The organism is Gillisia mitskevichiae (assembly GCF_003634585.1).
Taxonomy (GTDB): Bacteria; Bacteroidota; Bacteroidia; order Flavobacteriales; family Flavobacteriaceae; genus Gillisia; species Gillisia mitskevichiae.
Genome location: NZ_RBLG01000001.1, coordinates 164,052 through 184,720 on the forward strand (window position 1 = coordinate 164,052; position 20,669 = coordinate 184,720).

The following is a 20,669-nucleotide window of genomic DNA, read 5'->3' on the forward strand; positions in this document are numbered from 1 at the left end:
AAATTTATTTAGTATGCCCACTTATTCATATCAATATTCCTACTTTAAAATCTTTTGAATTTGAAGTTAATAGTCGCTTAGTTCAAATTCATTGATGAAATTGGCGATCAAGACAGGAACAGGATACTCTTCAATTTTGGACAAAGGAATTGTATCCCCATTTAATTCCCCTTTTTCAACGATCCAAAATCGAGTGTAAATATGCTGATGTGATAATTTATGAACTATAGGTGTCTCATTATATAAACTGATCTTTTGCTGATGATCTGCGCCCACAGAGAAATAATGTGAGTCGGTAACTAAAACTTCTGTATCAATTAAAGACTTAGACTCCAATAATGGGAATTGATACAAGCCTTCCCAAATACCTTTTCCCAGTCTTTGTTCAAGGATAGTTTCATTTTCTTCTGAAAGAAAAACCAAGTAATTAAAGTATCTCTTTTTAATCTTTGCTTTCTTCAACTTAACGGGTAGCAGCGAGATTTTATTGTTTTTTAAAGCCAAGCAGCTATTAGAAAGCGGACAGGTTTCGCATAGCGGGTTCTGAGGTTTACATTGCAAAGCGCCAAAATCCATGATCGCTTGGTTATAAATTGCAGGATTTTCCTCATCTATTAATTCGGCAGCCAAAGCTTTAAACTCTTTTTGCCCAGCGCTACTATTAATTGGAGTATCAACATCAAAATATCTAGCCAACACTCTATATACATTTCCATCTACTACAGGAGTAACTTCATTGTAACAAATAGATGCAATAGCGCTGGCAGTATAGTCTCCAATACCTTTCAGTTTTAATAGATCTTTGTAATTATCTGGAAATTTACCTCCTAGTTCTTCTGAAACTAACTTCGCAGTTTCATGTAGATTTCTGGCTCTAGAGTAATAACCCAAACCTTGCCACAATTTAAGAACTTCATCTTGTGAAGCATTTGCCAAGTCGAAAACTGTAGGAAATGCCTCTGTAAACGCTAAATAATAAGGTAAACCTTGCTCTATTCTTGTTTGCTGAAGCATGATTTCACTCAGCCAAATGCGATAAGGATCATTAATTTTTCTCCAAGGCAAATCTCTTTTATTACCTAAGTACCAATTAATCAGTATTTTATGAAAAATCATGAATGTCATTGTTTGGCTGCAATAATAATTCTTTATTTGGTTACTATTTAATGAATTAGGATTGAAATATTGGAGATTTAATTCTTATATTTGCCCCCTTGAAAATTAAGAACCCCAATTATAATTTTAAATAGTACGAAAATGACGAAAGCAGATATCGTAGCGAAGATTTCCGAGAAGTTAGGAATGGAAAAAGGTGATGTACAAGCTACTGTTGAAACATTTATGGAAGAAGTAAAGACTTCTTTAGAAAGTGGAGATAATGTTTACTTAAGAGGATTTGGAAGTTTTGTTATTAAAACAAGAGCTGAAAAAACTGGTAGAAACATCTCTAAGAATACTACAATAAAGATTCCAGCTCACAATATCCCTGCATTTAAACCTGCTCGTGTTTTTGTAGATGGTGTTAAAACTAATGTTGAAGTAAAAGAATAATTCCTGTAATAGGGAGTTTGATAGTATATTATTATTAATTTAAAAAAAGTACACTATGCCAAGTGGTAAAAAAAGAAAAAGACATAAGGTAGCTACTCACAAGCGTAAAAAGAGAAGTAGAGCTAACCGCCATAAGAAAAAGTAGTGTTTTCACTACTTTTTTTTTAGTAAAAAACGTTCTTTGAAATTGAAACCGAATTTGATCATTATTTAAATTCCGGTTTCTTCAGGCTTAATACCCTGTGAAAATTTATTGTTTAATCCATCCCGATTTCCGGGATAAAAATCTAAAAGAGTGGACAAAGAATTGATTATTAGATCAGGTTCCTCTGCTATAGATTTTGCCTTAATTAAAGATGGAAAACTAGTCGAATTAAACAAAGAAGAAGACGATAGCAACTTTGCTGTAGGCGATATTTTTATTGCCAAGATCAGGAAAGCTGTTCCAGGATTAAATGCTGCATTTGTAAATGTTGGCTACACAAAAGATGGTTTTTTACACTATCATGATCTTGGACCTCAAGTCCTCACTTTGTTAAAATTCGTAAAACGTGTAAGCACAGGTAAATTAAAAGATTATTCTTTACAGAATTTTACTTTTGAACAAGATATTGATAAAGACGGAAGCGTTGCTGAAGTCCTAAAATCAAATCAGTCGTTACTGGTTCAAGTAATGAAAGAACCAATCTCTACAAAAGGCCCAAGGATAAGCTCTGAGCTTTCTTTACCAGGCCGGTATATTGTATTAGTCCCTTTTTCCAATAGAGTTTCAGTTTCTCAAAAAATTGAAAGTAAAGAGGAAAAAGACAGACTTAAAAGATTGGTAAAAAGCATTAAACCTAAAGGGTTTGGTGTAATTGTTAGAACCGTAGCAGAAGGCAAAAAAGTAGCAGAGCTAGACAGAGATCTTCAGAATTTAATGAGTCGCTGGACAGCAATGTGTAAAAAGCTGTATAAAGCACCACATCCCTCCAAGGTATTGGGAGAATTAAATAGGGCATCCTCCATTTTGAGAGATATCTTTAACGATTCCTTCACCTCTATCATGGTAGACGATGAAGAACTTTATACTCAACTAAAAGATTATGTAGCAGAAATTGCTCCCAACAAAGAATCTATAGTTAAGCTGTATCAGTCCAATGTTCCAATTTTTGAAAAATTCGGTATCGAAAGACAAATAAAAACTTCCTTTGGTCGCACCGTATCGATGAGCAAAGGAGCTTACCTGATTATTGAACACACAGAAGCCATGCACGTTATAGACGTGAATAGTGGAAACCGTTCCAATAAAGCTAAAAACCAGGAAGAGACAGCCTTAGAAGTAAATCTTATAAGCGCCACAGAAATAGCCCGACAATTGCGATTACGTGATATGGGTGGAATTATTGTGGTCGACTTTATAGACATGAATAAGGCCGAAAACAGAAAAGCACTCTATGATCATTTACGCGAAGAAATGAGCGATGATCGTGCTAAACACAAAATATTACCCCCAAGTAAGTTTGGGTTAATACAAATTACAAGACAACGCGTTAGGCCGGAAACTAACATCAAGACCCGTGAAGAAAACCCGAACGGAGTAGGAGAGATTGAGGCTCCTATTATAGTTATTGATAAAATAAAAACCGACCTAGAAAGGCTGATTAAGAAGAATCATAAAAAAATCACCTTAAGTGCGCATCCATTTATTGCAGCCTTTTTAACCAGAGGCTTTCCATCACCCCGCTCCCAATGGTTTTTTGACCATAAGCGCTGGGTAAAAATTTTACCAAGAGACGCTTACACGTACATGGAATATCACTTTCACGACAAAAACGGGGAAGTTTTAGACTAAAATTTTGAAAACCGCCTATCATTTATTTGATAGGCGGTTTTTTTATGTTTAAGTTTCAAAATCCATAAGCTAAATTTTAAACAGTATTTTCTTTTCCTATCTTTCCGGAAAAAATTAAACTAAATGAAATTTAATAAACTTCTTCTTATTCTCCTAATAAGCGCTTGCTTCTCTAGTTTTGCCCAAAGTAATGAGAAACTACCTAAAAATTTGATCGTCAACATTTTAATAGATGCAAACAAGAATATTTATATTGAAGAAACTCTGACGAAAAAGGTTGAAATAGACCAAACTATTAAAAAATTAGTTAGGAATACGCCCGCAAACAAATACGAAGGAGTTACTTATAGGATATTTGCCGATGGAAGTTTGCGTCATGGAATTATTATGGATGTAGATCAATTACTTCTCAAAGCCTACCAACCCATAAATACCCATACTCAAAAATATCTCCTAGATTTAAACGCAAATAAACTAGATGGCTCCGATTGGATAGATAAATTAAATAAACTCAATTTAAAAGCATTAAGAATTAACTAGAATCTTTTATGAAAGCCAATGCCTCAGAGAAATCCTACACCATAAAAGAAGCCACAATAAAACTAATGCAGTTTTGTGCTTATAGAGATAGATCTCAAAAGGAAGTTCAAGAAAAATTAAGGGAAATGAGAATGATTCCCGAAGCATGTGAGCAGATCACTATACAATTAATGCGAGAGAATTTCTTGAATGAGGAACGCTTTGCCCGTAGTTTTGTTCGGGGTAAATTCAGAATTAAAAAATGGGGGAGAATCAAGATCAAGCAGGAGTTAAAACAACGCGAGATCTCTGCACCTCTTATTAAAATTGCTTTTACAGAAATAGATCCTTCAGAATATTATTCGACTTTAAACGAATTGGCAGAAAAGAAATTACCGCTTATAAAAGAAGCAAACTCCTATAAAAAGAAACAAAAACTAATCTCATTTTTACATCAAAAAGGTTACGAATTTCCTATAATTTTGGAAGTAACAGAACAACTTAAGTTTTAATATTGTTCTTTTTATGTGTATTTACTATAGCTTGCTCATTCTTGTAATCTATCCATTTCTGGCCTCTTAATTTCCGCATATAATTGTCAAAATAGCGCATGAATGCCAGATTATAAACTGCCTTAGAAAAATTAGTGATATTTCTGGAAGTCGCACGTAAACTCATAGAGAATCCCGGGGTCAAATAGGTCATTTGATGCCAATAACCCTCAGGCATATATAAGGTCTCTCCGTGATTAAGTTGAGTAACATAGCCCTCTGCTTCTTTTAAAGCCGGGAATTTTTCAAAATCTGGATTAGAAAAATCGATGTCTTCTCTGGAGATCAAAGCATGTGGAACTTTATAAAGGAATTTACTTTGTGAAGGAGGATACAAGATGCATTGTTTCTTTCCGTGGAATTGAAAATGAAGGATGTTAGCAAAATCTATATCATAGTGCATAAAAACCTTAGAATTTTCTCCTCCAAAAAATAACATAGGCAACTGCTTTAAAAAACGCAGTCCCATATCTGGGAATTTAAAGTCTTTTTGCAAGGCAGGTACCTCTTTCATTAAATGATACAAAAAGATCCTGTAATTAGTGGGTTTAGATTTTAAGAGCGCAATATATTCGCTCATCTTCATCTTTAAATGTGGCTCGTTGAATTTATACTCAGAACTTATTGGTCTGTCATCATACAAAGGCACTATTTTTTCACCTGCAACTTCCTCTATATATTCCAACGACCATTTTTTATAGGCAGGCCAATCTTCTATTAAATGCTCTATAACCACAGGTTTTTGCGGTTTCACATATCTCTCTAAAAAATCTGCCTTAGAAATATTCTTTACTCGTGGTATTTCAACTAACTGAAGTCTTTCTCTCATCATCAATTCCTGCATTTTTATGCGTATTCTCTACTGCACGTGTGTTTTTATAGTCTATCCATTTCTGGCCCTTAATTTTCCGCATTAGATTGTCGTAATTTCTAATTAAAATTACATTTTTCAATACCTCTAAAATTTTAGCTGGCTTCGTTGGTAACGATCTAAGGGTTAAAGATAAGCAAGGAGTTTCATATTTAACAAAATGCCACCACTTACTTGGAATAAACAAGGTATCTCCATGTTTTAAGAGAACCTCATAACCTTTTGCTTTTGCCAAAGCTGGGTAAATTTTAAAATCTGGATCATCCATATCTATTGCTTCCATACTTACAATAGAATAAGGCACCTTGTAAAGATTTTTAGTTTCTGAAGGCGGATAAAGAATAAACTTCTTGGTCCCTGCGAAATTGAAATGAAAATTATTAGCTAGATCCATATCATAATGCATTAAAACCTTTGCTCCTTCCCCACCTACAAATAGCACCGGAAGTTTTTTAAAGAATTTAACGCCAATTTCAGGATACTTAAAATCTTTTAATAGGTCTGGGCAATTCTGAAGCAAATTAAAAAAGAACATCCTAAGATCTGTTGGACCAGCCTTTAAAATGTCTATATATCCGGACATTTTGATCTTTCTAGCAGGCTTATGACTTTTTTCATTTCCCCTAGCTGGAGTTCCGTCATATAATGGCACAACGATCCCTCCAGCTTTACTTCGAAAATACTCGAAATCCCATTTCTTTGTTGCAGGCCAATCTTTGCTTAAATTTTCCATAACTAAAGGTTGCTGCGGAAAAAAATACTCATTTAAAAAAGTATCCTTATCTATCGCTTTAACTCGTGGTATGGGTTTTAAGTTGAGCTGCACATTATAAGGGAATTATAAACTGGTTTTAGATTTCTTCTGAGCTTCTAGATTTCTTTCAATTTTATGACTCGGTCTGGACCATTTAGGTTTTTCTCCAAGGTTCTGGAATTTAGATTCTGTAGCTTCTACACTTTCCGGTTGTGATTTCTTTACAAATGGTTTTTGTGGTTGAAGCCCTAATGCTTTAAACATTTCCATATCCTCACCAACATCTGGGTTTGGTGTAGTTAATAATTTATCTCCAGCAAAAATAGAGTTGGCACCTGCAAAGAAACACATTGCTTGTCCTTCTCTACTCATTTGTGTTCTTCCTGCAGAAAGTCTTACTTGGGTCTCTGGCATTACAATTCTAGTTGTAGCAACCATTCTTACCATGTCCCAAATAGAAACTGGGGCTTGCTCTTCTAAAGGCGTACCTTCTACTGGAACAAGAGCATTTATTGGCACAGATTCTGGCTGCGGACTCAAAGTTGCCAATGCAACTAACATTCCTGCGCGATCGTCGTTAGACTCTCCCATCCCAATAATCCCACCACTACAAACTGTAACATTGGTTTTTCTAACGTTTCCAATAGTATCTAATCTATCCTGATACCCTCTTGTAGAAATAACTTCTTTATAATATTCTTCTGAAGAATCTAAGTTATGATTATAGGCATACAGTCCAGCTTCTGCTAAACGCTGCGCCTGGTTTTCAGTGATCATTCCCAACGTACAACAAACTTCCATTTCTAGTTTATTGATGGTTCTTACCATTTCTAAAACAGAATCGAATTCCTCGCCATCTTTCACATTTCTCCAAGCTGCACCCATACAAACTCGGGAACTTCCCGAAGCCTTTGCTCTTAAAGCCTGAGCTTTCACTTGGTTCACACTCATAAGATCATTCCCTTTAATATCGGTATGATATCTTGCTGCTTGCGGGCAATACCCACAATCTTCTGGGCATCCTCCTGTTTTTATGGAAAGTAAGGTAGAAACCTGAACTACATTTGGATCGTGATTTTCTCTATGTATAGAAGCTGCTTCGTAAAGCAAATCCATAAAGGGTTTGTTATATATTTCAAGAATTTCTTCCTTGGTCCAGTCGTGTTTGATAGTCATGAAAATAGATTTGAAATCAAAAATAGCTAAAACTAAGCTTTCTTAGTTAGTTACTTTTAAAAGTTTTTATCTGGCTAACAGAAGTTAGTCCGAATTAATTAAGTTTTTGTTATTAATATTGAAACAGCATTCCCACCAAAGCCAACGGCATTTACTAGGATATTTTTCAATCTTTTTGGTGCTTTACTTATGCTTGAAAATGGAACTGGTATGAACTCATTATGCTGTAACATTAAAATGGCCAATTCCATACTCAAGATCCCTGAGGCTCCAAATGTATGACCAATCTTCCATTTATTAGAAGTCAAGGCTGGTAGTTCGTTTCCAAAAACCTCTTTTATTGCATAGATTTCTGCTTCATCTCCCTTGATTGTTCCTGGAGCATGCATTACAACCGCATCTATTTCACTCAATGCTAAATCTTTAATCGCCATTTTCATAGATTTCTGAAAACAAGTGCCATTTGCTGATATGGAGACCGAGTGTTTTAATTCTTCCGTAGCATATCCAATACCGGAGATCTTAGCAAGGCTATTTTCAGCATTATTAGAGATACAAGCCACTCCTGCTGCTTCTCCCAGCACCATTGTATTGCGTATTTTTTCCATATTTAAGGCTTGGCATGGATATTTCTGATCTTTTGTGGCATAGATCTTCATCGCTTTCATCTGCGCGATCGTAAAAGGGGTTAGAGCAGCCTCACTTCCTCCTACCATAAACTTCTCCGCGAATCCAGATTGAAGCCAAACCACGCCATTTAAAACAGCATGTAAGCCAGTAGAACAAGTTACGCTATGCGAGATGTCTGGACCAGAAGTTCTAAGGTCTTGCGCCACCCAAGAGGAAATATTTCCCAAAGTGGTACTTGGAGAAGCTAAAACCTCAACCTTTCCATTTTGTATAAATTCTTTATGATGCTTTTCAAAAAGTTGAGTTGCACCGCGAGAGCTACCAATATTTATTCCCACCGTATCCTCCTTTGTCCAGCCAGCTTCTTTAAATGCGCTTCTAGCTGAAAAAATAGAAAATAATACGGAGTTATCTAAACTTTTAAATCTGGATTCAGAATTTCTTAATGCCTCTACTTCCTTTTTTTGTTTGGAGGTTAAAGTTGCAGCGAAAGCATCACTGCCAGAAAAATCTTGTTTTTCTATAAAATGCTCATCGGTTTTATAATTATTCCAGATCTCTTCTCTTGAAGTTCCTAGTGGAGAAATGGAAGCGATGGAATTAATATAAACAGGATTCTTCAATTCTTCTAATTTTCAGCAAAAATAGGGTCTTGAAAAGATTTATGTAAGTTTATTCTCTTAAAGTTAATGGAAAAATTAAGTAATGTACTTACTTCACTTTTTCAGAATAATAAAGTTTCAATATAGAATCTAATTCTTTCTCCCCCTTTAAAACCTGCTTCACTATAGATCTAATATTCTGAGATAAAAGTCTTTCCAGAGGCTGTGGAGTTTTATTCAGTTTTTTAAAAGAACTTGCTAATTTAGTATCCCATTCCTTATGAAAATTTAAAAGATCGTCTGGATAAACAGTGGTTCTAGGGGAGCCTTCATCTTTTGCTTTAAAAGCCTCACTCACATTTAAATACCCATAATCATCGGTTAGTTCTTCACCCACCTGAATATCGCGAATAGCGATTTCAAAATCGTATGCCGTAGAAATGCAGTTGGAATTAAAACTATGATTTACATATTTTGCCGTGTCCCAACACATCACGAAATTTCCTTTATTGTTTCTAAAGGTGAACTTATCTATCATCTCCTGTGTATAGGGTAACATTTCGGCTACTTGCTCTGGTGTATATACTTGATCCAGTTCATCCTGAACCCAAGTTATGGTGCCTTCAGGGATTAGTTTTGTGGCTACAATTCCGTACCCAATTTCTTCACTTATAAATTTTACCTCTGTGTCTGGATGTATCATAGTGTGATTATAACTAAACGAATTTAGGAATAATAACTACTCAAATATTTCAAAAAATAGTTAAAAAATCTCTAAGGCAGCAAGGATAGAATCGTAGATTTTTTGCAACTCTTTTTTCGAGATAACATAAGGTGCCAAGATATAAATGGTATTACCAAGAGGTCTTAAAAAGACTCCACTTTCCATGAAATGCTTAAAAAGTTTATTCCTTAGATTCCCGTAGCGCTCCATTTCCACATTCAGTTCAAAAGCTAAAATAACTCCCAATTGTCTTGAATTCATCACTTTTGGATGATCTTTGATCTCCTTTAGGAAATTAGAATGTGACTGTATAACCTGCTGAATATTTTGTTGGATTTCTTCTGAATTCAATAAGTCTATTCCAGCCAAAGCTGCAGTACAAGACAACGGGTTTGCAGTATAAGTATGACCATGAAACAAACCTTTTGCAATGTCATTATCATAAAATGCGTTATAGACCTTCATGGAGCAAGAAGTGATCGCCATAGGCAAAAGTCCGGCAGTTAAAGCTTTAGACATACAGATAATATCTGGCTGTTCTTCTAAATATTCTGAAGCGAAATTCTTTCCTGTTTTCCCAAAGCCTGTCATGACCTCATCTGCTATGGTAATAATTTCATGTTCTCGGCAAATTTTCAAGATGGCGTTTAAGCCAGCTGCATCATGCATTTTCATTCCTGCAGCACCTTGTACTAAAGGCTCATATATAAAGCCTGCAAGTGCGTGCTGTTCTATTAACTCCTCTAACTTCTGAAGAACATCCAAATTATTTTCACCAGTAGGAACAGGAATACGAACCACTTCCAAAAAATGATGTTCGAAAGCGCCGTTGTATACCGAAAGTCCCGAAACAGACATGGCTCCAAAAGTGTCTCCATGGAAGCCTTCTTCAAAAGCTAACATTACCTTTCTCTCATTTCCTAGGTTAAAATGATATTGTAAAGCCATCTTAATTCCTATTTCCGTAGAAGTAGAACCATTATCGCTAAAAAATAATTTTTCTTGATTTGTAGGTAAGATCTTAATTAACTCTTCAGAAAGTTGTATCGCAGGCTCATGTGTAAATCCGCTAAAAACCACCTGATCCAGTTTTTGCATTTGTGCAGCAACTTTATTTGTAATGTAGGCATTGCAATGTCCATACATGCAAGTGTACCAACTGGAAATCCCATCTATATATTCTTTCCCATTCTCATCCCAGAGTTTCACACCTTCAGCTTTAATAATTGCAAGGGTGTCTAGTGAAGTTTTATGCTGAGTTAATGGATGCCAAAGATGTTTTTTGTCTCTTTCAGATAATGTCATTTCTTAATACTTTGGAGATTTTTTAAAGTGCATTAAAATTATCACGGAATAGATCTGCATATTCCTTGATCACGTTTCTATCGAAATAAGGTTCATTATCTATTCTTCCAATAAATTTAATTCCCGTCATTTCCAAGATCACATTTTCAGTACTCTTATTTTCATCTCCGTTAAAAATAATCCCAGCGATGTGGAATCCTTTACTTTTTAGCACTTCAATAGTAAGTAAGGTGTGATTAATACTCCCTAAATAATGCCTTGAAACTAGAATGATCTTATCTGTAGGAAGAATAAGATCTGCAATGGTTTCTTTCGAATTTATTGGCACTAATAAACCACCTGCTCCCTCAATAACAAGATCTTTGGAGGTTTGGGAACGTTTTATCTTTTTAGCTATTAGATTAATTCCATCTATTTCTGCAGCCGCATGCGGACTCATAGGAGAATTTAATTTAACTCCTTCAGGGTAGAAAAAAGTTTCCTCATTAGAAATTAGACTTTCAAGCTTTATGGAATCACTATTCTCTAGATCTCCTGCCTGAATTGGCTTCCAATAGTCTGCTTTTAAAGATTCAGTAATAATAGCTGCGGTAATTGTTTTACCAACATCTGTCCCGATACCGGTTATAAAAAAAGTATTATTCATTTAAATTAAATTTATGTTTACAGGTTTCGCACCTGTATTCGTAACGTGTATATATTGGCAAGGCAGCGGTTAAAAATGAGAATAGGAAAAAGAACATAGATTTAATTCCTCTAACATTCGTAAAAAGCTCCACTTTTAAGCTTCCACAAACTGGACACTCAATTTCTTGCCCATTTTCATCTAGAGAATAATCACTTATGCTGCTTAAAATTTCCAAAGCTTTACTCTCGTCTTCCTGCCAAACCTTCAGTTTTACTCCTCCAATAGCATTACTTACCAAAGGATCTGTATCTACCGTAAATTGATCGTATAAAAAAACTTCAATCCCTTCTGCTTCCAACCTAGATTTGATTATTTGCGCTTCAGATGAATATTGAAATACGGCAATTTTAGAGAAGGTTTCTTTCATTTTATAAAAGTAGCTAATAGTTCAAGAAGATCCTTAATCTCCTCTTTAGTATTGTAACTGTGTAAACAAAACCTAAGACGCTCTAAACCTTTTGGAACGGTAGGACTTAAAATAGGTTTTACATTAAATCCTTTATTCTGAATTTGAGTCGCAATACTTTTAACTTCATCATTCCCAGAAGCAATACAAGAATGAATTGCAGATTCGCTAGATATGAAGAAGCTCTGAAGCTCTAGTCTACTTACTTCATTTTTAAAAAACAAGATGTTCTCCTGAAGACTTTTTAATTCTGAATTAATTTCATTGAAATCGAATTTGTTTAATCCCTCATAAGAAGCGATAATTGCGGCAATAGAATGCGGGGAAAGCGCGGTGGTATAAATAAAACTTCTACTAAAATTCACTAAAAATTGTTTTAAAAGCTCGCTCCCTAAAATAACAGCCCCATGCACACCAAGTGCTTTTCCAAAAGTGACAATTCTGGCAAACACCATTCTCTCTAATCCTAAATCCTGAACCAGCCCTGTTCCTGTATTTCCCGATACTCCTACCGCATGGGCTTCATCTATCACCAATTGATAATTTCCCGTTTCGGCAAAATTTGCGAAAGCTTTAAGATCCGGGCTATCTCCATCCATAGAAAATACGGATTCTGTAACAATATATATATCAGAGTTTTTTTCTGAAGCAACCAAATTCAATCTTTTCTTTAGATCTTCAAGGTCATTATGTTTGAATTTATAAGCTTTTGCGTTGCTCATTTTTATGCCATCTCTAATAGAAGCGTGTACAAATTCATCGTATAAAATGAGGTCTCCTTTTTGTGGAACTGCAGAGAAAAATCCAATATTCGCGTCGTAACCAGAATTAAATATCAAAGCAGATTCAGCTTTATGAAAATTGGCTATTTGCTCTTCAGCTAGTGGATATAATTTATGATTTCCAGAAAGCAACCTCGATCCAGTTGCCCCATTTTGGACTATATTACATTCCTCCAAAATCTTCTGGGTCTTAAAATATAATTCTGAATTTGCTGCAAATCCTAAATAATCATTAGAAGCAAAATCTATTAAATTATTTGAAGATCCCAGCTCTCTGAAAGCATTTTGCTGCTTTCTTTTCTCAAGGCTTTTCTCTAATTTTAAAGGGAATTTATGCATCGTGCTAAATTACGACATTCAAAAATCTAACTTACTGCTGTCGATGGATGTTTGGCAACTTTAGAAACGCTTAAAGAATTAGCAGTGGTTTGTGTGATAATTATCACAATAAACTATTCTTTTTGGGTTTTTAAACGAAAAGGTATTCAGAAGAAAAAAAGAGAACTAAATTAAAAAGATCTGGTTTATTTAGAATTCTTTTTCTTGACCAATTTTTTTTCAATTTTATCGAGCTTCTTTAACTCCTCTACATCTTCACTTTTTAATTCCTGAGTGGCTTTATGGTATTTTCCATCCATATCGTCCATAATAGAATGCTTCCACAATTTCACGCCAGAAAAATAACTAGCTCTTCCAATTAAATGTCCACTTATAGGAGCGGTAAGGAGAATAAAAAGAATAATAGCCAGGACTCTCGTAGTAATAGAAAAATCCTGAAAATGTATTGCTGCTGCTAAAAGCAATAATCCTATGCCCAAAGTCGCTGCCTTAGTAGTAACAGAAATCCTTAGGTAGGAATCTGGCATTCTAATTAATCCTATACTTGCTAACAGAATAAATATAGCGCCGGAAAGGGAAAATATTGCAACAAAAATATCTGTCATTTTTTGTTTCTTTTTTGAATATAATACGAAAAGGCTACAGTGCCTAAAAATGCGATTAGCGCCAAGATCATTGCAACATCTAAAAAAGATGGCCTATTGGTTAGTATACTATATGCGGCAATAAACCCAATTCCTGTAGTTATAATTAGATCTAAAGCTATAATCCTGTCTACAATACTCGGGCCTTTTAAAAACCTATATAGAATAAGCAATACCGAAATTGATAGAATAGGAGTTACGATGTAAAATATAAACTCGTGTAATGTCATCTTAATATCTCTAGTATACGTTTTTCAAATCCGTTCTTGATACTATCTATAAATTTCTCTCTTGAAGTTATATACATAGAATGCACATACAATACTTTGCGATCATCTGAAACATCTAAACTAAGAGTTCCAGGAGTTAGTGTTATCATATTTGCAAGAAGAGTGATCTCTACATTCGTCTTTGCTGAAAGCGGAATTTTCACAATTCCAGGACTCATGTTATAATGAGGTGTCATTACCTCGTATGCCACTTGCACATTCGCTTTTATAAGTTCATATAAAAAGAAGAATACAAACGCGATCACCTTTGGTAGGATCTTGAAATATTTTGCATTTCCAGATCCTGTAGTGATCATTCTCATGGTGAAGAAACTAAATGCAAATCCGAACAAATAATTAGCGAAGGTAAAATCTCCCGTAAGAGCTACCCAAATACCCATTAAAATTATGTTGGATAAAAATCTATTCTTCATGATCTATAATTTGTTCTTTTCCCAGTACTGCTTCAATATATTGCGTATTATCCATCAGTTCACCAGCAACCCGAGAAGACACTTGCTGTATATGCTCTGCTCCAAATCCAATATACAAAGATACCAATGATAAAAATATCATAGGTGCAATCATTTGAGCCTTTCTAATAGTTTTTAACTTATCAAAATATCTAAAATTCAATCTTACCGGTAATTCTTTCTTTTCTTTCCAAATAACGCTTGCCCAAACTTTCGCAATAACAATAAGTGTAATTAAACTGGCAAAAATGATCGCTCCTACAACCCACCATTGCTCCGATTCGAAGGCAGCGATAATCAAAGAAATTTTTGGCCAGAACCCAGACAAAGGGGGCACTCCCACTAATGAGAATAACGGGATCGCTATTAACAAACTTAACATTGGATGATCTGCATACAAGCCTCCTAAGTTTCGAATGCTATTTGTTCCTCGTATTCTAAAAATCAATCCTCCCACCATAAAAAGATTCGTCTTTACTATGATGTCATGGATTAAATAAAATATTGTTCCTGCTATGGCAACTTCAGTAAACAAACCTAAACCTGCTATCATATAACCAATATGACATATAATTAAATATGAAAATACTTTTCTAAGGTTATTCTGTACTAATGCCCCAAGGCCTCCACTAAACAGTGTGAGTACCGCAATTATTAATATGATATTTTCTAAGAACATGTCCCCCACAAATATCAAAGTAAAAACCCTAATAAGGGCATAGACCCCAACTTTGGTTAATAAGCCTCCAAAAATTGCCGCGACTGCAGATGGCGGGGTATGATAGGAATCTGGCAACCAAAAGTAAAGAGGAAATACAGCAGCCTTAATTCCGAAGGCGACCAGAAATAATATCGCAGTGATCTCCACCAATCCTCGATTCTCTATTGCTGCAACTTTTAAGGCCAGATCGGCCATATTTAGCGATCCTGTTAACCCATACAATACTGCAATAGCAGTAAGAAAGATCATAGATGCCAAAATATTAAGTGTAAAATATTTTACTGAACCTTCCAATTGTGCTTTTTCTCCACCAAGAGTAATAAGTACAAAAGAGGAAATTATTATGATCTCAAACCAAACATATAAATTGAAAATGTCTCCTGTTAAGAATGCTCCATTCAAACCTAAAAGCAGGAAATGAAAGATAGGAAAATAACCAAATTTTAATCTGGCTGCAACCACAGAAGCCGATGAGAAACTCGCTACTGCAAGCCCCGAGATCGCTGTTAACAATACTAATGTGGCCGAAAGTGTATCTGCAACGAATATAATTCCGAATGGCGGTTTCCAATTTCCTGCGAGAACGATTTGTGTTCCATTTTCCCAGATATAACTGAATAACCAAATAGAAACCCCAACACTAATGATGCTTCCTACAATACTTATCACGCGTTGCCACGAGATCTTTCTCCAACAAAACATCAAAAGGATGCTTAAAAACATTTGAAGCAATAGGGGATATAATACTAACTGTTGTGTCATGAATCTTTATCTATTGCGTTCATTTCATCTAAATCGTCTGTTTTAACCACTTTATAAGCTCTTTTCACCAAAATAATAGCAAAAGATTGCAATCCAAAACTAATTACAATTGCCGTTAATATAAGTGCCTGTGGAACAGGATCGGCATATACAGATTGAAATACATCTGAATCTGCAGGTATAATTGGGGGACTTCCTTTTACTACTCTTCCAAGTAGAAATATGAGCAAATTTGCTCCATTCCCTAAAATTATTATTCCGAGTATTAACTTAACCAGACTTCTACGTAAAATCATGTAGATACCTGCTGCATATAAAACTCCGATCATTATCGCTAAAAGTATTTCCATAGTTTAAGCAGATTCTGAAATTGTAAATATTATAGTTAAAGTTACCCCAACAACTACCAAGTAAACTCCAAGGTCAAAGAATAATGCTGTACCTAATGAACCTAAGACAGGTAAATGCTCCGGATACCATAATCCTGTCATAAATGGCAAATCGAAAAACAACACGGGCGTTACTCCAGCTAAAAAAGCCAATGCTAAACCTACTGGCATTAAAAAACCGGGATGTATTCTAAGTAATTCTTTTGTATTATCTAAACCTCTAGCAAATGAATGTAGAACAAAAGCGATAGATGCAATTAATCCGCCTACAAATCCTCCTCCTGGAGAATAATGTCCTCTTAAAAGTATAAATATTGAAAACAACAGCAATACCGGTAACAGGTAGGTAGATGCCGTTCTTAAAATTATTGTTTTCATCTTTAATCGTTTTTAATTATTTCAGTTCAATTATCGCTGATCAGATTTTTTTAATCTTAATTTCAACAATGCAAATACTCCAATAGCAGCAATTGCTAGAACCGATATCTCTATCATAGTATCTGATCCTCTAAAATCAACTAAAATCACATTTACTACATTTTTTCCGTGTGCCAGAATATATGCGTTTGCAGCATAATAATCACTTACTTCACTACTTTTTGGCTCAGCTAAAACCTCTAAAATCAGCAAGGTTATTATAGTTCCGAAGGCTAGTGAAAGTATACCATCACGAATCCTCATCTTATAATCTGACAATTTTAAGTACTTCGGTAATTTATAAAGTACTAAAACAAAAAGAATAACAGTAAGAGTATCTATAGAAAACTGGGTCATTGCTAGATCTGGAGCGCTATAAATTACAAATAAGATACATATGGCATAACCAATAATTCCCATTGATGCCACCGCAGCCAATCTAGACCTTGTAAATACAGTATATCCAATTGCTATAAGCATTACTACAGATGTTGCAGCTTCATAAACCGTAATGGGTGAAAAGGAATTAAAATCTACCGCAAAGTTTGCTTTGCTGAATAAAGAATAGCCAGTTAAAGCGATAAGAAATATCATTATTGTGGATACATAATTCCTTAAGTATCCATTCTGAAACAAATTGGTCCAGCCATTGGAAAATTTAATAAAATTAGTCCACGAATTCGTGATAACGGTTTGTGGAGATATTTTCTCAAATTTAGCTACCCAATTTTCCCGTTTTTTTGTTGGCTCAATCATAAAATAAAGCACTGTTCCGGCAGCTATAGTAATAACACTAAGCAATAAAATAATATTAAAACCGTGAAATAATTTTAAATGAATTTCTTTCCCGTCCAATCCCATAGAACTAACCATAGGTTTTACGAGAGAACCTTCAATTAGCCCGGGGAAAATCCCGAAAACTATACAGCCAAGTGCTAAAAGCACCGGAGGGAGCCACATTAAAAAACTTGGCATTTTTGTATTCTCAAATCTTTCAGGAAGAACTCCTGTGAATGGTTTTATTCCAGCAACAAAACCAGCATAAAGCAACAATATCTTAGTGATCACAATTAATCCCATTAATAGGATTGCCATGTTACCAAAATGAAATGTAGACTCATAGGTGAGTTCTTTACCAATAAACCCAATAGTTGGCGGAATTCCTGCACTAGAGAGTGCAGCTAAAAAACCTGCGATCGCAACTGGTAATAAAACCTTTCTTAGTCCACGCAAAACCGTAGTGTCTCTTGTTCCCGTTTGGTGATCTATAATTCCCGTAACTAGGAAAAGTGTAGCTTTATATAAGGCATGCACAATAACAAATACAGCCGCAGCGGTAAGTGCTTCAACGGTACCTTGACCTATTAAAAACACTAAAATCCCTAATGCTGAAATGGTTGAATATGCTAAAACACCTTTAAGATCTGTCCTGAAGAGAGTATGAATGGCTGAGTAAACCATAGTGACCGCTCCAACAATTATTAAGGTAGTATTCCAAAATTCATGATCTCCCAAAACAGGCGTTAACCTCATAAGAAGATATATCCCTGCTTTTACCATGGTTGCAGAGTGCAAATAAGTAGAAACAGGAGTTGGCGCTTTCATAGCTCCAGGTAACCAGAAATGGAAAGGAAATTGTGCAGATTTTGTAAAAGCAGCTCCAAAAATCAGGAGCACAATTAATATATAATATGGATTAGAAGCTATCTCCGGATTCATTGTTAACATTTCCGCAATGCTATATGTTCCAGTTATAGATCCTAAGAATAAAGCGCCCACCAATAAGGAAAGACCTCCAATTCCAGTAATTGCTAATGCAATTAAAGCTGATTTTCTAGATTCTCGGCTAGTATTATTAAATCCAATCAAGAAAAACGATGTGATACTGGTTAATTCCCAGAAAACGAAAAGGGAAATAAGATTGTCTGAAAGTACAAGGCCTAGCATCGCTGCCATGAACATAGATAAGTAGCCATAAAATCTATCAAGATATTTATGACCTTTTAAATATGCTGAAGTATATACAAATACCAGAAAACCAATTCCGGTGATCATTAATGAAAACAAAAGTGAAAGTCCATCCAAGGTAAATCCGAGATTTACACCAAAAGCTGGAATCCAAGAATGAAATTGAGTTATTACCTCTCCATTAGAAATTCTGCTAATGAACTGAGTGAAATAAATAAAGAGCGCCAATGGGACCCCTGCTGCAAGGATGGAAAATTTCCCTTTAAAAAACTTCCCGGTAATTACCAGAAAAAGAGAAAAAATAAAACCTAAGAGTATAGCTATTAGCATGAGCAACTTCAAAATTCAGTGTCCGGCAAATATAATAGTTATTATTGAGGAATAAGAACGTCGGATTTAGTTTAATAACTATAACATCAATTTTTATTTTTCTTAATTTAGAGCCTAAATCAATAATAAACTATGCCTAAATTCATTTTACTCTTCTTTATTTCAACTTTATCTTTTGCTCAAACCAACTCATATGAGATCTCTTTTGAAAATGCCACTCATCATGAAGCTAGGATTAAAGCAACTTTTCCTAATGTAAAATCTCATGAGCTTGTTGTTTCCATGAGTAGATCATCCCCTGGAAGATATGCTGTTCATGAATTTGCGAAGAACGTTTATGGCTTCGTGGCTAAAGACAGTAAAGGAAATAAACTGGAAGTGACCAGAAAAGATCCTTATTCCTGGAATATCACAGGCCATGACGGAACCGTGAATGTAGAATATATTCTTTTTGGCAATCGTGCAGATGGTACGTATTCCCAAATAGACAACACCCATGCGCATTTAAATATGCCTGCAACTTTTATGTATGCAGAAGAACTTCAACATAGACCCATAGAAATAACCTTCAATATGCCTGAAGATTTAAGTTGGAAAATTGCAACCCAACTCAAGCCAACAAAGGCAAACACCTATATGGCACCAGATCTTTATTATTTCATGGATAGCCCAACAGAGTTGAGTGATTTCAGTTTAAGAGAATTCAAGATGGATGGAAAGAATATTAGCTTTGCATTACATCACGATGGTACTGATGCTGAATTTGATGAGTATTTTGATCAAGTTAAGCGAATTGTAGAACAGGAAAAACAGGTGTTTGGAGAATTACCAGATTACGATTATGGACAATATACATTTATAGCCTGTTATCTACCAAATGTTTCTGGAGATGGAATGGAGCATAGAAATAGCACAATTCTAACCGATACCGAAGGACTAGCAAAAGGTGGGATGAAAGGAAATATAGGCACCGTTTCTCATGAGTTTTTCCACTCTTGGAACGTAGAGCGCATAAGACCAAACGATTTGGAAGCATTTGACTTTTCTAAAGCAAACATGTCCGGTTCTTTATGGTTTGCTGAAGGTTTTACGAGTTATTACACCAACCTAATCCTTCACAGAGCAAAAGTCTTGACTGCAGAAGAGTATATAAAGAGTCTCAATGGCACTTTTAACTATGTTTGGAATTCTCCTGCACACCAATTTTTTAACCCGATAGAGATGAGCTATCAAGCCCCGTTTGTAGATGCTGCAACTTCTGTAGATCCAGTAAATAGAGAAAACACTTTTATCTCCTATTATTCCTACGGAAGCGTTCTTGGTTTAGCATTAGATCTTGAGCTTAGAAGCAAGGGATTAAATCTAGACGATTTCATGAAGCAGGTTTGGAATACCTTCGGAAAATCAGAGGTTTCTTATACAATAGAAGATCTTCATGAAAGTCTAAATAAATATGCAGGTGCAGAAATTGGAGATAACTTCTTTGGGAATTACATCTACAAAAGTGAAATGCCTAAGTACGCTGAACTTTTTAAATCGGTTGGTTTAAAATTTAAGCAGGATTCTGAAAAAGGATACTTTGGAGCATCATTAAAAAAGAATGAAAATTTAGTAGAAATAAGCGGCAATCCTAAAATTGGTAGCGCTGCTTATAAAGCAAAGTTAAGCAGTGGAGATATTATTACTTCTGTAAATGGAAAGGCTATTTCTTCCATGAAAGATTGGGAAACAATCATTAATGAAAGCAAACCTGGAACTGAATTGAATATATCTTATACAAGGGATGCCAAAGAAGGGGAAACCAAAGTTACACTCACTATGGATCCAACTTATACCATTAGCATCGATGAGAATGCCGACAAAAAAGCGGTAAAAGCGAGAGAATCTTGGTTAGCCACGAAATAAAATTCAATCAACCAAATCCTTCAACAGTCCCGATAGCTATCGGGACAGGGTGACAGATC

Annotated in this window: 22 protein-coding genes; 5 read left to right on the forward strand and 17 right to left on the reverse strand. The window is 35.2% G+C overall.

Translation table 11 applies throughout. From position 1 onward, the window contains the following. Window positions 1–66: 66 nt before the first annotated feature. The gene (gene mutY, locus BC962_RS00765) at window positions 67–1,116 is read right to left on the reverse strand and encodes an A/G-specific adenine glycosylase (protein ID WP_121344030.1); all 1,050 of its coding nucleotides are present in this window, start codon (window positions 1,114–1,116) and stop codon (window positions 67–69) included. A 123-nt stretch (window positions 1,117–1,239) separates the two neighbouring features. Between mutY and BC962_RS00770 the strand changes: the two genes are divergently transcribed. The 4 genes from BC962_RS00770 (at window position 1,240) to BC962_RS00785 (ending at window position 4,416) form a co-directional block, all read left to right on the forward strand. Then, the gene (locus BC962_RS00770) at window positions 1,240–1,551 is read left to right on the forward strand and encodes an HU family DNA-binding protein (protein ID WP_261376885.1); all 312 of its coding nucleotides are present in this window, start codon (window positions 1,240–1,242) and stop codon (window positions 1,549–1,551) included. A 295-nt stretch (window positions 1,552–1,846) separates the two neighbouring features. Continuing rightward, entirely contained in the window at window positions 1,847–3,385 is a 1,539-nt protein-coding gene (locus BC962_RS00775; protein WP_121344032.1) for an Rne/Rng family ribonuclease, read from the forward strand. A 123-nt stretch (window positions 3,386–3,508) separates the two neighbouring features. Beyond that, window positions 3,509–3,925, forward strand: a complete 417-nt coding sequence (locus BC962_RS00780; protein WP_121344033.1) for an ExbD/TolR family protein — start codon at window positions 3,509–3,511, stop codon at window positions 3,923–3,925. An 8-nt stretch (window positions 3,926–3,933) separates the two neighbouring features. Then, entirely contained in the window at window positions 3,934–4,416 is a 483-nt protein-coding gene (locus BC962_RS00785; protein WP_121344034.1) for a regulatory protein RecX, read from the forward strand. Here BC962_RS00785 and BC962_RS00790 read toward each other — a convergent pair. The 16 genes from BC962_RS00790 to BC962_RS00865 all read right to left on the reverse strand — a co-directional run bounded on the left by BC962_RS00790 (window position 4,406) and on the right by BC962_RS00865 (window position 18,705). Then, window positions 4,406–5,287 carry a cupin-like domain-containing protein gene (locus BC962_RS00790; protein ID WP_121344035.1) on the reverse strand — a complete coding sequence of 294 codons (882 nt, stop codon included), beginning with the start codon at window positions 5,285–5,287 and terminating at the stop codon, window positions 4,406–4,408. The two genes, BC962_RS00785 and BC962_RS00790, sit on opposite strands and share 11 nt — an antisense overlap. Continuing rightward, entirely contained in the window at window positions 5,259–6,152 is an 894-nt protein-coding gene (locus BC962_RS00795) for a cupin-like domain-containing protein (protein WP_121344036.1), read from the reverse strand. The genes BC962_RS00790 and BC962_RS00795 overlap by 29 nt, the downstream gene beginning before the upstream one ends. A 12-nt stretch (window positions 6,153–6,164) precedes the next feature. Continuing rightward, window positions 6,165–7,256 carry a biotin synthase BioB gene (gene bioB / locus BC962_RS00800; protein WP_121344037.1) on the reverse strand — a complete coding sequence of 364 codons (1,092 nt, stop codon included), beginning with the start codon at window positions 7,254–7,256 and terminating at the stop codon, window positions 6,165–6,167. Between the two features lie 98 nt (window positions 7,257–7,354). Next, window positions 7,355–8,509 carry a beta-ketoacyl synthase N-terminal-like domain-containing protein gene (locus BC962_RS00805; RefSeq protein ID WP_121344038.1) on the reverse strand — a complete coding sequence of 385 codons (1,155 nt, stop codon included), beginning with the start codon at window positions 8,507–8,509 and terminating at the stop codon, window positions 7,355–7,357. An 88-nt stretch (window positions 8,510–8,597) separates the two neighbouring features. Then, entirely contained in the window at window positions 8,598–9,191 is a 594-nt protein-coding gene (locus BC962_RS00810; protein ID WP_121344039.1) for an SET domain-containing protein, read from the reverse strand. Between the two features lie 60 nt (window positions 9,192–9,251). Further along, the gene (gene bioA, locus BC962_RS00815) at window positions 9,252–10,517 is read right to left on the reverse strand and encodes an adenosylmethionine--8-amino-7-oxononanoate transaminase (protein ID WP_121344040.1); all 1,266 of its coding nucleotides are present in this window, start codon (window positions 10,515–10,517) and stop codon (window positions 9,252–9,254) included. 22 nt (window positions 10,518–10,539) lie between these two features. After that, window positions 10,540–11,163, reverse strand: a complete 624-nt coding sequence (gene bioD / locus BC962_RS00820) for a dethiobiotin synthase (RefSeq protein ID WP_121344041.1) — start codon at window positions 11,161–11,163, stop codon at window positions 10,540–10,542. Next, window positions 11,156–11,572: a putative signal transducing protein gene (locus BC962_RS00825; RefSeq protein ID WP_121344042.1), complete on the reverse strand. Its 417-nt coding sequence runs from the start codon at window positions 11,570–11,572 to the stop codon at window positions 11,156–11,158. Before BC962_RS00825 ends, bioD begins: the two co-directional genes overlap by 8 nt. After that, window positions 11,569–12,732, reverse strand: coding sequence for an aminotransferase class I/II-fold pyridoxal phosphate-dependent enzyme (locus BC962_RS00830; protein WP_121344043.1), 1,164 nt, complete (start codon window positions 12,730–12,732; stop codon window positions 11,569–11,571). The genes BC962_RS00825 and BC962_RS00830 overlap by 4 nt, the downstream gene beginning before the upstream one ends. 185 nt (window positions 12,733–12,917) lie before the next feature. Beyond that, window positions 12,918–13,337 carry a monovalent cation/H(+) antiporter subunit G gene (gene mnhG, locus BC962_RS00835; RefSeq protein ID WP_121344044.1) on the reverse strand — a complete coding sequence of 140 codons (420 nt, stop codon included), beginning with the start codon at window positions 13,335–13,337 and terminating at the stop codon, window positions 12,918–12,920. After that, window positions 13,334–13,606 (reverse strand): cation:proton antiporter, encoded by a 273-nt coding sequence (locus BC962_RS00840; RefSeq protein WP_121344045.1) that lies wholly within the window; start codon window positions 13,604–13,606, stop codon window positions 13,334–13,336. The genes mnhG and BC962_RS00840 overlap by 4 nt, the downstream gene beginning before the upstream one ends. Continuing rightward, complete coding sequence (locus tag BC962_RS00845; protein WP_121344046.1) at window positions 13,603–14,079, reverse strand: Na+/H+ antiporter subunit E; 477 nt, start codon at window positions 14,077–14,079, stop codon at window positions 13,603–13,605. The genes BC962_RS00840 and BC962_RS00845 overlap by 4 nt, the downstream gene beginning before the upstream one ends. Further along, entirely contained in the window at window positions 14,069–15,601 is a 1,533-nt protein-coding gene (locus BC962_RS00850) for a proton-conducting transporter transmembrane domain-containing protein (protein ID WP_121344047.1), read from the reverse strand. The genes BC962_RS00845 and BC962_RS00850 overlap by 11 nt, the downstream gene beginning before the upstream one ends. Further along, window positions 15,598–15,951 (reverse strand): Na+/H+ antiporter subunit C, encoded by a 354-nt coding sequence (locus tag BC962_RS00855; RefSeq protein WP_121344048.1) that lies wholly within the window; start codon window positions 15,949–15,951, stop codon window positions 15,598–15,600. Before BC962_RS00855 ends, BC962_RS00850 begins: the two co-directional genes overlap by 4 nt. Before the next feature lie 3 nt (window positions 15,952–15,954). Next, entirely contained in the window at window positions 15,955–16,368 is a 414-nt protein-coding gene (locus BC962_RS00860; protein ID WP_121344049.1) for a Na+/H+ antiporter subunit B, read from the reverse strand. A 30-nt stretch (window positions 16,369–16,398) separates the two neighbouring features. After that, on the reverse strand, window positions 16,399–18,705 hold the full coding sequence (locus BC962_RS00865) for a putative monovalent cation/H+ antiporter subunit A (RefSeq protein ID WP_121344050.1): 2,307 nt from the start codon (window positions 18,703–18,705) through the stop codon (window positions 16,399–16,401). Between the two features lie 132 nt (window positions 18,706–18,837). On the opposite strand from BC962_RS00865, the gene BC962_RS00870 reads away from it, so the two are divergent. Next, complete coding sequence (locus BC962_RS00870; RefSeq protein WP_121344051.1) at window positions 18,838–20,610, forward strand: M61 family metallopeptidase; 1,773 nt, start codon at window positions 18,838–18,840, stop codon at window positions 20,608–20,610. The last annotated feature ends 59 nt before the right edge of the window (window positions 20,611–20,669 follow it).